At 39.1% G+C, this 16,918-nt stretch carries 18 protein-coding genes; 5 read left to right on the top strand and 13 right to left on the bottom strand.

The features are described from left to right. From D8849_RS06535 to D8849_RS06520, 4 genes are all read right to left on the bottom strand, one after another. Positions 1-336 (bottom strand): pneumococcal-type histidine triad protein (locus tag D8849_RS06535; protein WP_125386562.1); only part of this gene is annotated, 336 nt, incomplete at its 3' end. A 7-nt stretch (positions 337-343) separates the two neighbouring features. Beyond that, positions 344-1,261 carry a zinc-binding lipoprotein AdcAII gene (gene adcAII / locus D8849_RS06530; protein ID WP_125386561.1) on the bottom strand — a complete coding sequence of 306 codons (918 nt, stop codon included), beginning with the start codon at positions 1,259-1,261 and terminating at the stop codon, positions 344-346. 143 nt (positions 1,262-1,404) lie between these two features. Then, positions 1,405-3,138: a phosphoenolpyruvate--protein phosphotransferase gene (ptsP, locus tag D8849_RS06525; protein WP_049552744.1), complete on the bottom strand. Its 1,734-nt coding sequence runs from the start codon at positions 3,136-3,138 to the stop codon at positions 1,405-1,407. A gap of 5 nt (positions 3,139-3,143) precedes the next feature. Beyond that, a complete protein-coding gene (locus D8849_RS06520) occupies positions 3,144-3,407 on the bottom strand; it encodes a phosphocarrier protein HPr (protein ID WP_000146947.1) in 264 nt (87 codons plus the stop codon). Between the two features lie 350 nt (positions 3,408-3,757). Between D8849_RS06520 and nrdH the strand changes: the two genes are divergently transcribed. The 5 genes from nrdH to D8849_RS06495 all read left to right on the top strand — a co-directional run bounded on the left by nrdH (position 3,758) and on the right by D8849_RS06495 (position 8,545). After that, positions 3,758-3,976: a glutaredoxin-like protein NrdH gene (gene nrdH, locus D8849_RS06515; protein WP_000259240.1), complete on the top strand. Its 219-nt coding sequence runs from the start codon at positions 3,758-3,760 to the stop codon at positions 3,974-3,976. 80 nt (positions 3,977-4,056) lie between these two features. Then, positions 4,057-6,216 (top strand): class 1b ribonucleoside-diphosphate reductase subunit alpha, encoded by a 2,160-nt coding sequence (gene nrdE / locus D8849_RS06510; protein WP_125386560.1) that lies wholly within the window; start codon positions 4,057-4,059, stop codon positions 6,214-6,216. Between the two features lie 24 nt (positions 6,217-6,240). Further along, positions 6,241-6,645 (top strand): hypothetical protein, encoded by a 405-nt coding sequence (locus D8849_RS06505; RefSeq protein WP_125386559.1) that lies wholly within the window; start codon positions 6,241-6,243, stop codon positions 6,643-6,645. Between the two features lie 27 nt (positions 6,646-6,672). After that, a complete protein-coding gene (nrdF, locus tag D8849_RS06500; RefSeq protein ID WP_000451385.1) occupies positions 6,673-7,635 on the top strand; it encodes a class 1b ribonucleoside-diphosphate reductase subunit beta in 963 nt (320 codons plus the stop codon). Between the two features lie 142 nt (positions 7,636-7,777). Further along, positions 7,778-8,545 (top strand): DeoR/GlpR family DNA-binding transcription regulator, encoded by a 768-nt coding sequence (locus D8849_RS06495; RefSeq protein ID WP_125386558.1) that lies wholly within the window; start codon positions 7,778-7,780, stop codon positions 8,543-8,545. Between the two features lie 104 nt (positions 8,546-8,649). On the opposite strand, the gene D8849_RS06490 is transcribed toward D8849_RS06495, so the two are convergent. The 9 genes from D8849_RS06490 to lacA all read right to left on the bottom strand — a co-directional run bounded on the left by D8849_RS06490 (position 8,650) and on the right by lacA (position 16,695). After that, entirely contained in the window at positions 8,650-8,907 is a 258-nt protein-coding gene (locus tag D8849_RS06490) for a DUF3884 family protein (protein ID WP_125386557.1), read from the bottom strand. A gap of 42 nt (positions 8,908-8,949) precedes the next feature. Continuing rightward, positions 8,950-10,356, bottom strand: coding sequence for a 6-phospho-beta-galactosidase (gene lacG / locus D8849_RS06485; protein ID WP_125386556.1), 1,407 nt, complete (start codon positions 10,354-10,356; stop codon positions 8,950-8,952). A gap of 213 nt (positions 10,357-10,569) precedes the next feature. Next, positions 10,570-12,261, bottom strand: a complete 1,692-nt coding sequence (locus D8849_RS06480; protein ID WP_001037324.1) for a lactose-specific PTS transporter subunit EIIC — start codon at positions 12,259-12,261, stop codon at positions 10,570-10,572. Then, a complete protein-coding gene (locus D8849_RS06475) occupies positions 12,261-12,578 on the bottom strand; it encodes a PTS lactose/cellobiose transporter subunit IIA (protein WP_125386555.1) in 318 nt (105 codons plus the stop codon). The genes D8849_RS06480 and D8849_RS06475 overlap by 1 nt, the downstream gene beginning before the upstream one ends. A 35-nt stretch (positions 12,579-12,613) precedes the next feature. Further along, entirely contained in the window at positions 12,614-13,450 is an 837-nt protein-coding gene (locus D8849_RS06470) for a PRD domain-containing protein (RefSeq protein WP_125386554.1), read from the bottom strand. 233 nt (positions 13,451-13,683) lie between these two features. After that, positions 13,684-14,664: a tagatose-bisphosphate aldolase gene (gene lacD, locus D8849_RS06465; protein ID WP_125386553.1), complete on the bottom strand. Its 981-nt coding sequence runs from the start codon at positions 14,662-14,664 to the stop codon at positions 13,684-13,686. A 1-nt stretch (position 14,665) separates the two neighbouring features. Continuing rightward, entirely contained in the window at positions 14,666-15,595 is a 930-nt protein-coding gene (locus tag D8849_RS06460; RefSeq protein WP_125386552.1) for a tagatose-6-phosphate kinase, read from the bottom strand. 10 nt (positions 15,596-15,605) lie between these two features. Continuing rightward, the gene (lacB, locus tag D8849_RS06455; protein WP_001216913.1) at positions 15,606-16,121 is read right to left on the bottom strand and encodes a galactose-6-phosphate isomerase subunit LacB; all 516 of its coding nucleotides are present in this window, start codon (positions 16,119-16,121) and stop codon (positions 15,606-15,608) included. Positions 16,122-16,269: 148 nt separating this feature from the next. Continuing rightward, positions 16,270-16,695, bottom strand: a complete 426-nt coding sequence (lacA, locus tag D8849_RS06450) for a galactose-6-phosphate isomerase subunit LacA (protein ID WP_125386551.1) — start codon at positions 16,693-16,695, stop codon at positions 16,270-16,272. Positions 16,696-16,918: the final 223 nt, after the last annotated feature.

Genomic DNA, 16,918 nt, shown 5'->3' with positions numbered 1-16,918 from the left:
CAACTGATAATTCGGATCTTTCATCAGCAGTTCTTCGCTGATGATGGCGTCATAAGGAACCTTGCCATTATAATAATGATAATGGTCTCCATGAGAAGTCACATAACCTTGATCCGTAATCTTGATAACGATTTGCTCGGCATTTATACCTTCTTTTTTACTGACTTCATCAGGTGTCAAATTTTCTGCCTTTTGGCTTGGTTGTTTACCATCAATGTATGAAACACGATTATTTTCTTTTACAGTTTGAGCTTGATGCAAACCTAGTTCATAAGCACAGACACTTAAAACAAGTGCAGCTGCTGATCCAGCTAGATATTTTTTATTGATTTTCATTCTTTCCTCACTTTAATTCTTCTGCTAGAACACTCATATTGTCTTCAAGATTTTCTAAGTAAGTCTTGTCATTTTGTGGGTCTGCTTCTAAAGGATTCAGAGTTTTAAGACCCACACCTGTTGATTTGACAAGAGTTTCAGCTACTTTTGAAGAAGCATTACTTTCTGTAAAAATCGTTTTAACCTTATAGGTTTTTACAAATTCCTGAATTTCTGTTAGTTGTCTTGGACTTGGTTCTTGTTCTGGAGAGATACCTGCAATACCAAGTTGATTAAGTCCAAATCTCTTCGCTAGATAAGAAAAGGCTGTATGTTGGGTTACAAATGTTTTCTGAGTCGCTTTTTCAAATTTAGGCTGGAATTTCTTAGTCAATTCTTGAGCTTTTTTGATAAAGGCTTGCGCATTTTTCTGGTAAGTTTCTTTGTGTTCACTATCCACCTCTGAAAGTTTATCAGCGATAATTTGCGCTTCTTCGCCAGCTTTTTCAGGATCTAGCCAAGTATGAGGGTCATAGAGCGTTTTTTCATCAACTCCATCCCCTGCTTCCACATCTTCTAGCCCTGGGACGCGGTCTAAAGTCATTCCCTCTGAAGCCTCTAAAACCTTAACTTTAGATTTTTTTAGATTGGGATCTAAACTTCCTGCCCAAGATTCGAGCGTATGAGAATGGTAGACAAAGACATCTGCATCATAGATGGCTGCGATATCATTCGCTGAAGGCTCAAAGGAGTGAATACCGCTACTTGACTGAATCATTCGAACATCATTCAAGTCACCAGATACTTCCTTGACCATAGCGTAGATAGGATAGAAACTGGTCACAATTTTCATCCCTTTTCCTGTCTGGCTTTCCTTTTGACCACAAGCACCTAAACATAAAAGAAAGACACTTAACAATACTAAAAATAAACTTTGTTTCTTCATACAAAACTCCTTAACCGGTTATTTAATTAGTTAATATTCTACTCCTATTTTTTTTATTGTCAAGCATTTTATGAACTAGTTAATAAATTTCTGATTTTAAACTATCAAAAAAACCTTGCAACTAGGTTGCAAGGTTAATGACATTAATCGAAGTTAACGTATTCTTTTTGAAGTTCAAGAACTTCTTCCATTGTTGAACACTCTGTAAGGGCACGGTTAGCGTACTCTTCCATCTTAGCAGTATCCAATTTCTTCATCAAGCTACGTGTACGGAGTACAGATGTTGCTGACATAGAGAATTCATCCAAGCCCATTCCGACAAGAAGTGGAACAGCTTTTTGGTCACCAGCCATCTCACCACACATACCAGCCCATTTACCTTCAGCGTGAGCTGCCTTGATAACGTTGTTGATCAAGCGAAGGATTGATGGGTTATATGGTTGGTAAAGGTATGAAACTTGTTCGTTCATACGGTCTGCTGCCATTGTGTATTGGATCAAGTCGTTTGTACCAATTGAGAAGAAGTCAACTTCTTTAGCAAATTGGTCTGCAAGCATCGCTGCTGCAGGGATTTCAATCATGATACCAACTTGGATATCATCCGCAACTGCAACACCTTCAGCAAGAAGGTTTGCTTTTTCTTCATCAAAGACTGCTTTAGCTGCACGGAATTCTTTCAAAAGGGCAACCATTGGGAACATGATACGCAATTGACCATGAACAGAAGCACGAAGAAGAGCGCGGATCTGTGTGCGGAACATTGCATCTCCAGTTTCGGCAATTGAGATACGAAGGGCACGGAATCCAAGGAATGGGTTCATTTCGTGTGGCATATCGAAGTAAGGAAGTTCCTTATCTCCACCGATATCCATTGTACGAACAACCACTGGTTTACCATTCATTCCCTCAAGAACAGCCTTGTATGCTTCATACTGCTCATCTTCAGTTGGGAAATCTTGAGAATCCATGTACAAGAACTCTGTACGGTAAAGTCCAACAGCTTCTGCACCGTTGTTGTTAACACCTTCAACGTCTTTTGGAGTACCGATGTTAGCAGCCAACTCGAAGTGTTTACCGTCAGCAGTCACTGTTTGAGCATCTTTCAAAAGTGCCCATTCAGCTTTTTGTTTAGCATAAGCTTCACCAGCTGCTTTAAATTCTGCCGCTTGTTCATCTGTTGGGTTGATAATCACTTCACCAGTAATTCCGTTAACGGCAAGGATATCACCGTCTTTCACCACTTCAGTGATGTTATTTGTTCCCAATACAGCTGCAATTTCAAGTGTACGTGCCATGATAGCTGAGTGGCTTGTACGTCCACCGATGTTTGTTACAAAAGCTTTTACAAAGTTTTTATCCAATTGAGCTGTATCAGATGGTGTCAAGTCATGCGCAATCACAATTACTTCTTCATTGATAGAAGCTGGGTTTGGCAATTTTTTACCAAGAAGGTTAGCCAACACACGTTTTGTCACGTCACGGATATCCGCTGCACGTTCTTGCATGTATGGATTGTCTTCCATTCCTTCAAAGATAGTGATGAACATGTCAGTCACTTCTTTAAGACCTGCCTCAGCATTGACTTTCTTAGCACGGATTGTTTCTTTAATCTGACCAATCAATTCCGGGTCAGCAAGAACCATCAAATGAGCGTCAAAAACTTGAGCCGCTTCTTCACCAAGCGTACCTACAGCTTTCTCACGGATAAGAGAAAGCTCGTTTTGAGAAGCTTCAAGAGCTACATCCAAACGAGCCTCTTCTGCGTTTGTATCTTCGACTGAAACAGTCTCGAATGACAAATCCGGTTGAACGAGTAGATATGCTTTTGCAACTGCAACACCATCAGATGCTGCGATTCCTTTAAGCATTTCTGTCATTTTCCTTATGCCAATCCTTCTTTTTCCATTGTTTCTGAGATTGCAGCGATAGCGTCATCTGCATCTGCACCTTCAGCTGAGATAGTTACGTCAGCACCTTGGCCAACACCAAGACTCATAACACCCATGATTGATTTAAGGTTAACTGATTTACCTTTGTACTCAAGAGTGATATCTGAAGCAAATTTGCTAGCAGTTTGTACCAACAATGTTGCTGGACGTGCGTGAATACCTGTTTCTGCCACTACGTGGAAATCTTTAGAAGCCATAGTTTGACTCTCCTTTTGTTCTTTCTTTTTTGAGTTATATGTGATAACCCTTACAATTTGGTATTATATCATCTTCTCGGATTTTTTTCAAGCATTTTATGGGATTTATTCGATTTCCTTTCAGATAACTTGCTGAAAATCTTCTATTCTAGATAACAAAACACAGGATATAGTTTTTCAAAAAACAACTTATAGGATAATTATCATCTTTTCACAAAACAAACACTACATATTGTGTTTTGTGAGCTTGAGTAGAAAAATAGACCACTATATTTAGTTTTAAATCATTGACAAAAATTTATTTTCTGATATACTAAGAAAGTAATCTATTTTGAAAGAGGAGTTACACAATGGTAACCGTTTATTCTAAAAACAACTGTGTCCAATGTAAAATGACCAAACGTTTCTTGGACAGTAATAATGTTGCTTATCGTGAAATCAATCTTGATGAGCAACCTGAGTACATCGATCAAGTTAAAGAGCTCGGTTTCAGCGCAGCTCCTGTTATCCAAACACCAACTGAAGTCTTTTCAGGTTTCCAACCAGGAAAATTGAAACAATTAGCATAATCTTAGTACACCATCCAGAAGAAACTGCTTCTAGGGCTAACTTAGAAGCCTTTCTTTTGTAATTAGATAAGGGAAATTTTATGGGATTAAAACATCTTGAGGACGTGACTTACTTCCGTCTTAATAACGAAATCAACCGTCCTGTCAATGGACAAATCATGCTTCATAAAGATAAGGAAGCCTTGGATGCCTTCTTTAAAGAAAATGTAGTTCCAAACACTATGGTTTTTGATTCAATCAAAGATAAAATCAACTACCTCATTGAACACAACTACATCGAAACAGCCTTTATCAAGAAATACCGTCCAGAATTTTTGGAAGAATTAGCTCAATTTATTAAAAAACAAAACTTCCAATTCAAGTCTTTCATGGCTGCCTATAAGTTTTACAATCAATATGCCTTAAAGACTAATGACGGTGAATATTATCTTGAAAGCATGGAAGACCGTGTCTTCTTTAACGCCCTTTATTTCGCTGATGGCAATGAAGCTGTTGCCATCGATATTGCCAATGAAATCATCCACCAACGCTACCAACCTGCTACTCCTTCCTTCTTGAATGCTGGGCGTGCTCGTCGTGGTGAATTGGTATCATGTTTCCTGATCCAAGTAACTGATGATATGAACTCTATCGGACGTTCTATCAACTCAGCTCTTCAGCTTTCACGTATCGGTGGTGGTGTGGGAATTACCCTCAGCAACCTTCGTGAAGCTGGTGCACCTATCAAAGGCTATGAAGGAGCAGCGTCTGGGGTCGTTCCAGTTATGAAACTTTTCGAAGATAGCTTCTCTTACTCAAACCAATTGGGTCAACGTCAAGGTGCTGGTGTTGTCTACCTCAACGTCTTCCACCCTGATATCATCGCCTTCCTTTCAACTAAGAAAGAAAACGCCGATGAAAAAGTTCGTGTTAAGACCCTTTCACTTGGTGTTGTGGTGCCCGATAAATTCTACGAATTAGCACGTAAAAATGAAGAAATGTACCTCTTCAGCCCATACTCTGTAGAACTTGAATACGGTGTGCCGTTCAACTACATTGACATCACTGAAAAATACGATGAACTAGTCGCAAATCCAAATATCCGTAAGACAAAAATCAAGGCGCGTGATTTGGAAACTGAAATCTCTAAATTGCAACAAGAGTCTGGCTACCCTTATGTAGTCAACATTGATACGGCTAACCGTGCAAATCCCGTTGATGGAAAAATCATTATGAGTAACTTGTGTTCTGAGATTCTTCAAGTCCAAGAACCAAGCTTGATCAACGATGCTCAAGAATTCCTTCAAATGGGAACGGACGTTTCATGTAACCTTGGTTCAACCAACGTGGTTAACATGATGACTTCACCTGACTTTGGTCGTTCTATCCGTGCTATGGTTCGTGCCCTTACTTTCGTTACAGATAGTTCGCACATCGTAGCTGTACCTACTATCGACCATGGAAATAGTCAAGCCCACACCTTTGGTCTCGGTGCCATGGGACTTCACAGCTACCTTGCCCAACAACTCATTGAATATGGATCACCTGAGTCTGTTGAATTTACAAGCATCTACTTTATGCTTATGAACTACTGGACCTTGGTTGAGTCAAACAATATTGCGCGTGAACGTGGTATCACCTTCTACAACTTTGAAAAATCAGATTATGCTAATGGAAGCTACTTTGACAAGTATGTGACTGGCGAGTTTGTTCCAACATCAGACCGTGTTAAAGAACTTTTCAAAGATGTCTTTATCCCAAGTGCTGCTGACTGGGCTGAACTTCGCGACAAGGTTCAAGCAGATGGTCTTTACCACCAAAACCGTCTAGCTGTTGCTCCAAATGGTTCGATCAGTTACATCAATGACGTTTCTGCTTCTATCCACCCGATTACGCAACGTATCGAAGAGCGTCAAGAAAAGAAAATCGGTAAAATCTACTATCCTGCTGCTGGCTTGTCAACAGAAACCATTCCTTACTACACTTCTGCCTACGACATGGATATGCGTAAGGTGATTGATGTCTATGCAGCTGCAACAGAGCACGTGGATCAAGGACTTTCACTCACTCTCTTCATGCGTAGTGACATTCCAAAAGGACTTTACGAATGGAAGAAAGAAAACAAACAAACGACACGTGACTTGTCAATCCTTCGTAACTATGCCTTTAACAAGGGTATCAAGTCTATCTACTACGTCCGTACCTTTACAGATGATGGTGGAGAAGTCGGTGCTAACCAATGTGAAAGCTGTGTGATTTAATCATAATTTGAAAGGACTGGATTAATGTGGGTTAGAAATAGATACACTGGACCAGGTGGTGGTCTTTACACTGGACCAGGTGGTGGTCTCTACACCGGACCAGGCGGTGGTGCTTATACTGGACCAGGTGGTGGTCTTTACACTGGACCAGGTGGCGGTCTCTACACTGGGCCAGGTGGCGGTCTTTACACTGGACCAGGTGGTGGTCTCTACACCGGACCAGGTGGCGGTCTTTACACTGGACCAGGTGGCGGTCTCTACACCGGACCAGGTGGCGGTCTCTACACCGGACCAGGTGGCGGTCTCTACACTGGGCTAGATAGTTCTCCATATATGAGTAATATTCCACCATTAGAAGTTTTTCTAAAAGAACTCGAAAAGAGAAATTTAAATCATTACGCAAATATGATTAAAAAGCATTTGCATTAACAAAATATAGAGGAGAGATTTTACAAAATGGAAACTTACTACAAAGCCATTAACTGGAATGCCATCGAAGATGTCATCGACAAATCAACTTGGGAAAAATTGACGGAGCAATTCTGGCTCGATACACGTATTCCCTTGTCAAACGACTTGGATGACTGGAGAAAGCTATCAAATGTAGAAAAAGACTTAGTTGGAAAAGTCTTTGGTGGTTTAACACTTCTCGACACTATGCAATCTGAAACTGGGGTTCAAGCTCTTCGCGCAGACATCCGTACACCACATGAGGAAGCTGTTTTCAATAACATCCAATTTATGGAATCTGTTCACGCTAAATCTTACTCATCAATCTTTTCTACCTTGAATACAAAGGCTGAGATTGAAGAAATTTTCGAATGGACCAATACCAATCCTTACCTACAAAAGAAGGCTGAGATTGTCAACGAAATCTACCTAAACGGTAGCCCACTTGAAAAGAAAGTTGCCAGCGTCTTCCTTGAAACCTTCCTCTTCTACTCTGGTTTCTTCACTCCCCTCTACTATCTTGGTAACAACAAACTAGCCAACGTTGCAGAAATCATTAAATTGATTATTCGTGATGAATCTGTTCACGGAACCTACATCGGATATAAATTCCAACTCGGTTTCAATGAATTACCTGAAGAAGAGCAAGAAAAGCTAAAAGATTGGATGTACGACCTGCTCTATACTCTTTATGAAAATGAAGAAGGCTACACAGAAAGCCTCTATGACGGTGTTGGTTGGACGGAAGAAGTCAAAACCTTCCTTCGCTACAATGCCAACAAGGCTCTCATGAACCTGGGACAAGATCCACTCTTCCCAGACTCAGCAGATGATGTCAACCCAATCGTCATGAACGGTATTTCAACAGGAACTTCCAACCACGACTTCTTCTCTCAAGTCGGAAATGGTTACCTCCTTGGTGAAGTTGAAGCCATGCAAGACGATGATTACAACTACGGTTTGGACTAAGGTCATCTATTTTATAAGTGATATCAACATCATGGTTTGTTTAAAACAACCATGATGTTTTTGTTTTTGTTTTCTTTTGTTTTTTAAATTGATTGATTGAATACTTTATGATAAAATAGTAATAGAAATAGAGGTGATAACGATGTTAAAGCAGGAAAAACTAGATAATATTCTAGAAACGGTAAATACAAAGGGAACTATTACTGTAAAAGAAATCATGACTCGCTTAGATGTATCAGATATGACTGCTAGACGCTACTTGCAAGAGTTGGCAGACAAGGATTTACTTGTTCGAGTACACGGGGGAGCTGAGAAAATTCGCACAGGTTCTATTTTAAATAATGAACGTTCCAATATTGAAAAACAAAGCTTACAGATTGCAGAAAAACAAGAAATTAGCCGTTTTGCAGGCCATTTAATTGATGAGGGTGAAACCATTTTTATTGGTCCAGGGACAACCTTGGAATCTTTTGCCCGTGAACTTCCAATTGAAAATATTCGTGTTGTAACAAACAGTTTACCAGTCTTTCTCATCTTAAACGAACGAAAACTAACAGATTTGATTTTAATTGGTGGGAATTACCGCTCTATCACTGGAGCCTTTGTGGGAACACTAACCTTGCAAAACTTAGCCAATCTTCAATTTTCTAAAGCCTTCGTTAGCTGTAATGGTATTCAGGACAATGCGATTGCGACCTTCAGCGAAGAGGAAGGTGAATCCCAACGCATCGCCCTCAATAATTCCAATAAAAAATACTTACTAGCTGACAATAGTAAGTTCAATAAATTTGATTTTTATACCTTCTACAATATCTCTGATATTGATACCATCGTTTCAGATTCTAAACTGAGTAAAGAAACCTTCGAACAACTTTCGAAACAAACAAAAATTATTCTTTCTAAACCATAAAACTGAGGATTGATAAAATATAAAATGCGTCATATCAAGAAAATAAAAATCTTGATGTGACGCATTTTTTGATGAAGATTTTTACAAAGAGTTTCCTAGATTCTTTATGATTGTTGAAACGGCATAAAATCTGAATCAAAGGAGATATTATCCCATTCTTCAGGACTGATAAAATTTAAAAAGATATTTTTAAATTCTTCCAGCTCATAGTCTGAATGGCAAATCCATTCTTTACCGGTAGAGACATACCATTTTCCGAGACTGTTCAGTTCTTCATTCGTCAAACACGGTATTTGAGAACATTTTTCGAAATTTATAATATAAACTTTTTCATAAATAGATTGGATAAAATCTTTGAACATCTTTTTGCCTCACTAGAATTCTATATCTAATTACTAATTCTACTACTCAATCACTTGAGTTTCTGCTACTTTCTTGTACCAGTGAGCTGATTTCTTCGGATAACGTTCTTGAGTTTCAAAGTCTACATAGAAGAGACCATAACGTTTCTCATATCCATTTGACCATGAGAAGACATCCATCAATGACCAAATGAAGTAACCTTTTACATTAGCGCCATCTGCAATAGCATCAGATAAGACTTCCAAGTGTTGTTTCACGTAATCAATACGGCCATCATCGTAAACAGTGTTATCAATGAACTCATCTTTATATCCGAGACCATTTTCAGTGATGTAAATCTTCTTGTAGTTAGGATAATCTTTTTTCACGCGCATGATTTGATCATACAAACCCTGAGGGTAGATGATCCAATCCCAGTCCGTACGTGGTACATAATCAGGAGCTACACGACGACCAACACCTTTGATTTGGTATTTAGAGCTTCCTTTTTCACCTTTACCATTATGGATGATTTCAGTTTCTCCATCAAAGGCTTCCATCCAGTCACTCATATAGTAGTTGATGCCTAGAAAATCATTCAAGTCTTTTGCAGCTTCTAATGCTTCGAAATCTTCTTCACGAAGATCTAAGCTACCACCATTGACTGATAAGATATGGTTAACACCTTCCATCGTTTCAGCTGAATAGCAACCTAGATAAGTTGCATCCAAGATAAATTTATTGTGAATAATATCTTCCAACTCAGCTGCACGAACATCTGCTGGATTTTTAGGATCTAAAGGATACTTGGTTGGCAGTGCGTGAACAACACCAATTTCACCTTTATAGCCTTTATCTTTATATAGCTTGACTGCACGCGCATGAGACACCATCATATTGTGGTGCGATTGGAAAACTTTGGCAAGGTCGTACTGAATACCTGGAGGGAATTTACCAACCAAGTATTGACCATCACCAATTGGCCCAATTTCATTAAAGGTTGTCCAATAGTTTACTTCTGGAAATTCTTCAAAACAGAAGGCAGCGTAGTCTACAAAGTGTTCAATATTTTCACGGTTTAAGAAGTCGCCATTTGAGTGGAGAGCTTCCGGCGTGTCAAAGTGATGAAGAGTTACAAAGGGCTCAACATGACGTTTGTGGCACTCCGCAAATAGATTATGATAAAACTCAACACCTTTTGCATTTACTTGACCGTAACCAGTCGGAAAAATACGTGACCAGGCAATAGAAATTCGAATGCCATTGACACCATACTCTTCTGCCAACTTGAGGTCGACTGGATATCGATTGTAAAAATCACTGGCTGGTTCTGCAGTGTACCAGTAGTTATCTTCAAGATATTTATCCCACGCTACTGGTCCTTTACCATCAGTATGTGTAGCACCTTCTGCTTGATAGGCAGCTGTTGCGCCACCAAAAATAAAGTCTTTTGGTAATGTTTTTGTCATTTTTTCACCTATTTCTTGATTTAAATAAAGTAAAAATGAGAGGAGAGGAGTCAGTGAGCCATCCTTCTCCATCTCACTTCTTGTACCAAGTCACCGAATTGTGACATGAGGAGGTAAAAACGATATCTTTTTACCGACGAATTAACAAGGCGATTAGGAAATTCGCCATAGCGATTTCCGTAACGAGAGGAGACTGTTTCATAGTCCCTATCGTTAATCGAATTGAGCTTGTACAAATGCAAGAGCACCTTTTCCATCACGAGTTAATTTGATGTATTGAGCTCCTTCTGTCTTGGCAAGTTTAATACCGAGTTTATCTGTTTCTGCTTTCATATCTTCAAAGTTTGAAGCAACTTGAGGAGCAAGGATAACTAAATCAAACTCTGGCAACATTTCACGGTGAGCACCATAGCCACCTGCTGCTGCTTTCACAGGAACATTGTACTCTGCTGCTGCCTTATTCAAAGCATTCGCAAGAAGTCCACTTGTCCCTCCACCTGCACAGAGAACGAGGACATTTGTTTCTTCAGTGATGGTATTTTGTGCTGCTTCTACACCAGCTTTTTCAAGAATAGCATCTGCTTTTGCAGTGTTGAAGTTCGCAGCAACTTTTTCTTTCAATTCATCATTAGATTTACCTGAACGTTCTTCTTCAAGAATTTGTTCATCATAGACTTTAAGGAATGGATAGTAAATGACTACGTCAACCACGATTAGAAGGGCAGCAAGAATGAATGATAGAACTTGGAAGTTAGTTCCAAGAACTAGACCAAGTGGAGCTGGAGTTGTCCATGGTAGATTAGCAGTAAATGAGTTCATTCCAAGAGTTTCAATGAAGAATTTAAAGATCCAAACGTTTGCGATTGGAGCAAAGATAAATGGAATGAAGAAGATTGGGTTCAATACAAGCGGTGCACCAAACAAGATTGGCTCATTTACACCGAAGAAAGTTGGAACTACTGAAGCACGACCGATGGCACGATTTCGTTTTGATTTGGTCAACCACATGAACATGAATGGAACAACCAGTGTCGCACCAGTACCACCCATGGTAACGATAAACATTTGTGTACCAGAAGTAAGAATCTTGTCAGCGTGCATACCTTGTTGGAGAAGGTTCAAGTTGACTTCGGCATTTGCATAGGTAATAGCTGCGATTGCTGGTTCAACGATAGATGGACCATGGATACCAACAAACCAGAAGAAGGCAAAGGCACCAAAGATAATGGTAATACCAAGGTATCCGTCTGCTGCTGAGAAGAGTGGTGCGAAGAATTTACCGATTGATTCTGCCACACTTGCACCAACAAAATGACGTGCTAATAAGTCAAGAGCATAAAGAGAAACAACAGATAGAGTGAATGGAATCACATCTTTAAAGACTTGTGAAATATTTGGTGGAACTTCGTCAGGCATTCGAATAGTGACATTGTTCTTAACACAAACCTTATAGATTGCTACAGTAACAAAGGCAGCAAGGAAGGCTGAAAGCAAACCTTTTGTCCCCAAGAATCCAGTAGCAAGACCATTTTCGATAGGATCAGCTGCCAACATCAACAAACCAACAATCGCTGCTAACAGTGTTGACATATAGTTGATTTGATTGGTTTTCTCCATGCTACGGTTTACTGAGTCGGTCAATGACTTAGCTGTTGTACCAGCTACCAAGAGAGCCAGAATACCCATAGAATAGCTATAAGGTTTCATCAGAAAGGCTACAACTTCATCAGACCATTTAAAGCCCCATGAGTTTGGTACAAAGGCAATCAAGATAAAAATACTTGAGAAGAGAATAACAGGCATACCTGCAATGAAACCATCACGAATAGCACGAAGATAGATATTACGAGATAGTTTCTCAAAGAAAGGCTTTCCTTTCTCGATAAATGCAATTAATTTATTCATTACTTAACTCCTCTCTTGTAGAGTTCAATTAAATGATGCATCAAATCTTTTAACAAAATAGTTGTCATCAAGTGGTCTTGGCCATGCATCATGGTTACACTATAGGCCAAATCCTCGCCAGCTGCTTCCTTAGTCAACAGACTTGTTTGAGCGTGGTGAGCTTCAGCAATGCAAGAACCAGCTTCTTCTACCAGAGTATCCGCTTTCGCAAAATCACCAGCTTCAGCAGCCTTCAAGGCTTCCAATAGTTTTGAACGAGCATCGCCAGCATAGGCTACGATTTCAAAACCTAACAATGTTACTTCTTCTCTATTCATGATAGAATTCTCCTTATGTATTTTTAATTAAATTTTTATGACAATAAACGTTGTATATGTAGAACTAGATAAACTCGTTCACTTTTATACAAATCAAGACCCGTATGTTGCGTAATCACATCATAGATCTTGGAACCAATTTCAAAGGCTTTGGGATAGGATTGTTTAATATGATCTTCCATATCCAGAAGTGATTGGTTGTCATCTCTAGATCTGTCTAAATAATCCAAGAAATAATTTAAATGAATCATAAAACGATCATAGAAATGGTTATTCTCTTTAGTTCGTTGAATTGCATAGTCCGTTAAAACTTCTTCAACATTCCTGAGAATTTCTTTCCTCTTATCAATCGACTCCACAAGTTCCACTTCATTTTCACCTTCGGCATTAATGAAATGATAAGCAATCCGAATAATCTCGTCCTCAGGAAAATGATCTGCTAGCTTCTGGCGGTAAATTTCAAATGCTTCATTTGCGATTTGAAAAGCGACAGGATACTTAGTGGAAATATCTGGTAGATTACTATCCTTGTACCTTCCTTGTGCTAGAGCTTGGTAAGAACAGTAAATATGATCTGTCAAGGTTACGTAGAGATACTCTTGAATCGGATAATGATATTTCTTTGATAGCTTATCAATGATTTCATAAGTCACTGTAATAAAATCAAGCGGAACATCTTTGAGGAGAGACATAAAGTTTTCTCTTGACTCTTCGGTCTTCATTCGAAAGATTTTCTCAACCTGATGTTCAACAATCAAATCCCCTTTCTTCTTTCCAAATGCAATCCCCTTACCAATCACAATCACTTCTTCTCCTTTATCATTTCTGACAAGAGAGACATTGTGATTCATTGGATTTAGAATTCGATACATGTCAACCTCCTTTTATATCTTAAAGGTATATGAGTACAAAAAATGACCACAAATGAACTAGAAAATCAGCCGATTTCTAATTCACCTGTGATCATGCCTAATATTACTTAGTAACACTCACCTTGTATTAACTTGTGATTTAAGTATAGCACAAGTAAGTTATTTTGTAAACCTTTACATACAACTTTTTTAAATTTTTTTAAGATTCATGTTCCTAACCTAGGAGGACTTGCTTACACGCGTTCTTTCCATGAAGTCGCTGTTGTTTGAAGAACTTTATTGAGCTCATCAATGTTTTCAAATCCAGTTGTGCGAAGCCATTCGCGAGCTGCTGCTTCACCATCTTTGATGTATGCTTCAACTGATCCAGCCCATGTAGCACGGCCACAAAGAACTCCGTTAAAGTTTGCACCTGATTCATGAGCAAATACAAGAGTATCTTGGAAAAGTTTAGCTGATACACCAGCACTCAAGTAGATGTAAGGCAAGTTAGTTGCTTCATCTTGAGCTTTGAAGAAGGCTGCTGCTTCTTCACGTGTATAAACTACTTCACCTTCAGCGAAGCCTTCAACATATTTAATGTTAACAGGAACTTCTACTTTCAAGACATCAATGTTAAAGCGTGGGTCTGAGAAGACTTTCATAGCGCCGATAACTTTGTGTGGTTTTACTTTAGCGTATTCTACAGAACCTGCGTCCGCAATTTTTTCATCGTAAGCAAGAATTTCAAGGAAGAATGGGATATCTTCAGCCACACATTCAGAACCGATACGTTCGATGTAAGCTTGTTTTTCTTGGTTGAGTTCGTCTGAGCTATCTACATCATAGTAAAGCAAGAATTTAACTGCATCTGCACCTTCTTCTTTGATACGTTTTGCAGACCAAATATCCAAGCAGTCTGGCAAGCGTTTTGTGCTTGTTGTATCATAACCTGTTTTTTCATAAGCAAGGAGAAGACCAGCTTTTTCATCAAGAGCTTTAGTTGCTGGAAGTCCATACTCAGGGTCAAGAAGCATTGATGAAGCGTATTTAGTCAATTCATCTGCAACCAAGACTTTCAGTTCTTCCATTTGAGCCACTGTTGGTTCTTCTGTTTGGTGTTGAGCCATGAGGCGTTTCAAAGCACCACGTTGGTCAAATGCAAGAGCTGAGATGATACCATTTTCGTCAGAAAGTTTTTCTAAGCGTGCACGTTTTTGTTCTGTTAAAGCCATTTTATACCTCTTTTACTATTAATTGATCATATAGAGCTTGATAGTTGGCCATGTTGACATGACCAGTCATTTTTTCTTGAGCATTGAGCATACCAAGGACATTTGCCTTGATGAGTAATTCTGCATCCGATTCTCTGTGAAGAAGTCCTGAAGAAATTCCTGCCACAGTAGAGTCTCCAGATCCAACAGGATTTACTACCTGAATTCTAGGAATATCTACCTTGTAGAAAGTGTCACCATGTTTGGCAAAGGAACCGTTGGCACCAAGTGAAACGATAATCCATTCAATACCTGCAAACAAAGGTTCTTGAAGTACTTCTTTTAATTCATCCAAATCCTCAGAAACTTCTCTTCCAAGAAGCTGAGATAATTCCTCATTATTTGGTTTGATGACTGTTGGTTTATGTGGTGATTCAAGAACCGCCTGAAGTGCTGCACCAGAGCAGTCCAAGACAACAGGCTTGCCAGCTTGATTAGCAAGTTCTACCAAGCTCGCATAGTAATCAACTGGAAGGCCAGCTGGCAGACTACCTGAGATAGCTACTACTTCAACTGACTCCAAGAGTTTTGTGAAATGTTTTAAAAAGTCTTGACCTTCTTGTTCAAGAACTTCAGGTCCTTTTTCAAGAACTTCTGTTTGGTTGTCACCGTGGAGAATAGCAATACAGTTACGAGTTTCTCCCTGAATTGAGAAGAAATCTTTCTTTACTTGATCATCGATATTTTCAACCAAAAACTCACCAAGTTTGCCACCCACTAAACCAGTAGCAAGAACAGAATCCCCAAATTCTGAAAGTACTCGGGTAACATTGAGTCCCTTACCACCAGCCGTTTTGGTTACATCCACCACACGATTGACAGTATCAATCTTCAACTCATCCAAGGGATAGGAAATATCAATGGATGGGTTCATTGTGACTGTTAAAATCATAGGTCACCTCTTAGTCGTGGTATTCTCCGCGATCCCATTTTTCAAGGAATTCAGTGAAGAAGTTTGCGTCTGTTTGTTGAGCATTGTGACTTTCAACATGTTCAATTTTCGCAATCAATTTTTTATTTTCTTCAGATGGTTTGTATTCAGCATGGATGAAAGCTTCGATGATATCGCACATGAGCAATTCACCAGTAATCTTACCACCAAAGCCGATAACGTTGGCATTCAATTGTTCTTTAGCATAAAGGGCTGTTGTCATATCACGAACCAAGGCAGAACGGACACCTGGAACTTTATTTACAGCGTTGTTGATACCAACACCAGTACCACAGATACATACTCCAAGATCAGCTTGACCGCTAGTTACAGCTTCCCCTACTTTTTTACCAAAGATTGGGTAGTGAGTACGTGTATGGTCATATGTACCAAAGTCAATGACTTCATATCCTTTTGATTTCAAAAATTCTGAAACCGCCATTTTTTCATCTGTTACGATGTGGTCACATCCAATTGCAATTCTCATTAGTTATTCCCTCCGATTAATTATATAAATCTAATATCATTTATCCCTACTCAAGAAAAATCAAGATTAGCTTAGGAAGCGAGCTGCAAGCATAACTGAGGTTAGCTAAAGTGAGCTGACAACAGATTATCTTGATTTTTGAAGAGTATTAGCACATTTTGTTCAACATGTCGACCCTAATTTGGTGACGTCCACCATCGTATTTACCGTTAACAAATCCTTTAGCAATGTTTTTAGCCAATTCATCACCGACAAGTTGTGCACCCATAGTGATCATACGTGAGTTGTTGTGTCCACGAGTCATATAAGCTGAACGTTCGTCAGATACTTCTGCAGCAACCATTCCTTTGATTTTAGTTGCAACCATAAATGGACCAGCTCCATAAGCATCAATCACGATACCAAGGTTTTGTTCTTCTTTGTTTACTTCTGCAGCAACAGCAAGAGTCACATCAACAAAGTCTTGACCTTCAGCTGTAACATCCACAACGTGGAAGTTTTCTTTTTCCAAGAAGTCTTTCACAACTTCTTTCAATCTCAAACCTGCAGTATCTGCACCGATAACAATAGACATATTGTATACTCCTTTTATTTTTCTAGGCTAGTAAAAACTTTTATGGCTAGCAGTTTACCTACAAAAAGTTTTCTAGCAGTTTATTGACAAATTGGATTGAACGAGATGAAGTACACCTTATTCAAGTTTAGGAAACCAGCTTCCTAGAAATAATCTTTCTCTACGAAAGAGAATATAACAAGTGATTGTTTGTTTGTGACAAACATCATTTGTTGCTTACAAA

Source organism: Streptococcus mitis (genome assembly GCF_003942765.1).
GTDB lineage: Bacteria > Bacillota > Bacilli > Lactobacillales > Streptococcaceae > Streptococcus > Streptococcus mitis_BE.
This window is presented reverse-complemented; position numbering and strand designations above follow the sequence as displayed.

Excerpts from the sequence above, each read along its gene's own strand:
- ptsP (WP_049552744.1), bottom strand. The coding sequence starts at position 3,138 with ATGACAGAAATGCTTAAAGGAATCGCAGCATCTGATGGTGTTGCAGTT.
- nrdE (WP_125386560.1), top strand. The coding sequence starts at position 4,057 with ATGGGATTAAAACATCTTGAGGACGTGACTTACTTCCGTCTTAATAAC.
- lacB (WP_001216913.1), bottom strand. The coding sequence starts at position 16,121 with ATGAGAATTGCAATTGGATGTGACCACATCGTAACAGATGAAAAAATG.
- adcAII (WP_125386561.1), bottom strand. The coding sequence starts at position 1,261 with ATGAAGAAACAAAGTTTATTTTTAGTATTGTTAAGTGTCTTTCTTTTA.
- D8849_RS06490 (WP_125386557.1), bottom strand. The coding sequence starts at position 8,907 with ATGTTCAAAGATTTTATCCAATCTATTTATGAAAAAGTTTATATTATA.
- D8849_RS06520 (WP_000146947.1), bottom strand. The coding sequence starts at position 3,407 with ATGGCTTCTAAAGATTTCCACGTAGTGGCAGAAACAGGTATTCACGCA.
- D8849_RS06470 (WP_125386554.1), bottom strand. The coding sequence starts at position 13,450 with ATGTATCGAATTCTAAATCCAATGAATCACAATGTCTCTCTTGTCAGA.
- lacD (WP_125386553.1), bottom strand. The coding sequence starts at position 14,664 with ATGGCTTTAACAGAACAAAAACGTGCACGCTTAGAAAAACTTTCTGAC.
- D8849_RS06505 (WP_125386559.1), top strand. The coding sequence starts at position 6,241 with ATGTGGGTTAGAAATAGATACACTGGACCAGGTGGTGGTCTTTACACT.
- nrdF (WP_000451385.1), top strand. The coding sequence starts at position 6,673 with ATGGAAACTTACTACAAAGCCATTAACTGGAATGCCATCGAAGATGTC.
- D8849_RS06495 (WP_125386558.1), top strand. The coding sequence starts at position 7,778 with ATGTTAAAGCAGGAAAAACTAGATAATATTCTAGAAACGGTAAATACA.
- D8849_RS06460 (WP_125386552.1), bottom strand. The coding sequence starts at position 15,595 with ATGATTTTAACAGTCACAATGAACCCATCCATTGATATTTCCTATCCC.
- D8849_RS06480 (WP_001037324.1), bottom strand. The coding sequence starts at position 12,261 with ATGAATAAATTAATTGCATTTATCGAGAAAGGAAAGCCTTTCTTTGAG.
- D8849_RS06475 (WP_125386555.1), bottom strand. The coding sequence starts at position 12,578 with ATGAATAGAGAAGAAGTAACATTGTTAGGTTTTGAAATCGTAGCCTAT.
- lacA (WP_125386551.1), bottom strand. The coding sequence starts at position 16,695 with ATGTCTATTGTTATCGGTGCAGATACTGCAGGTTTGAGATTGAAAGAA.
- nrdH (WP_000259240.1), top strand. The coding sequence starts at position 3,758 with ATGGTAACCGTTTATTCTAAAAACAACTGTGTCCAATGTAAAATGACC.
- lacG (WP_125386556.1), bottom strand. The coding sequence starts at position 10,356 with ATGACAAAAACATTACCAAAAGACTTTATTTTTGGTGGCGCAACAGCT.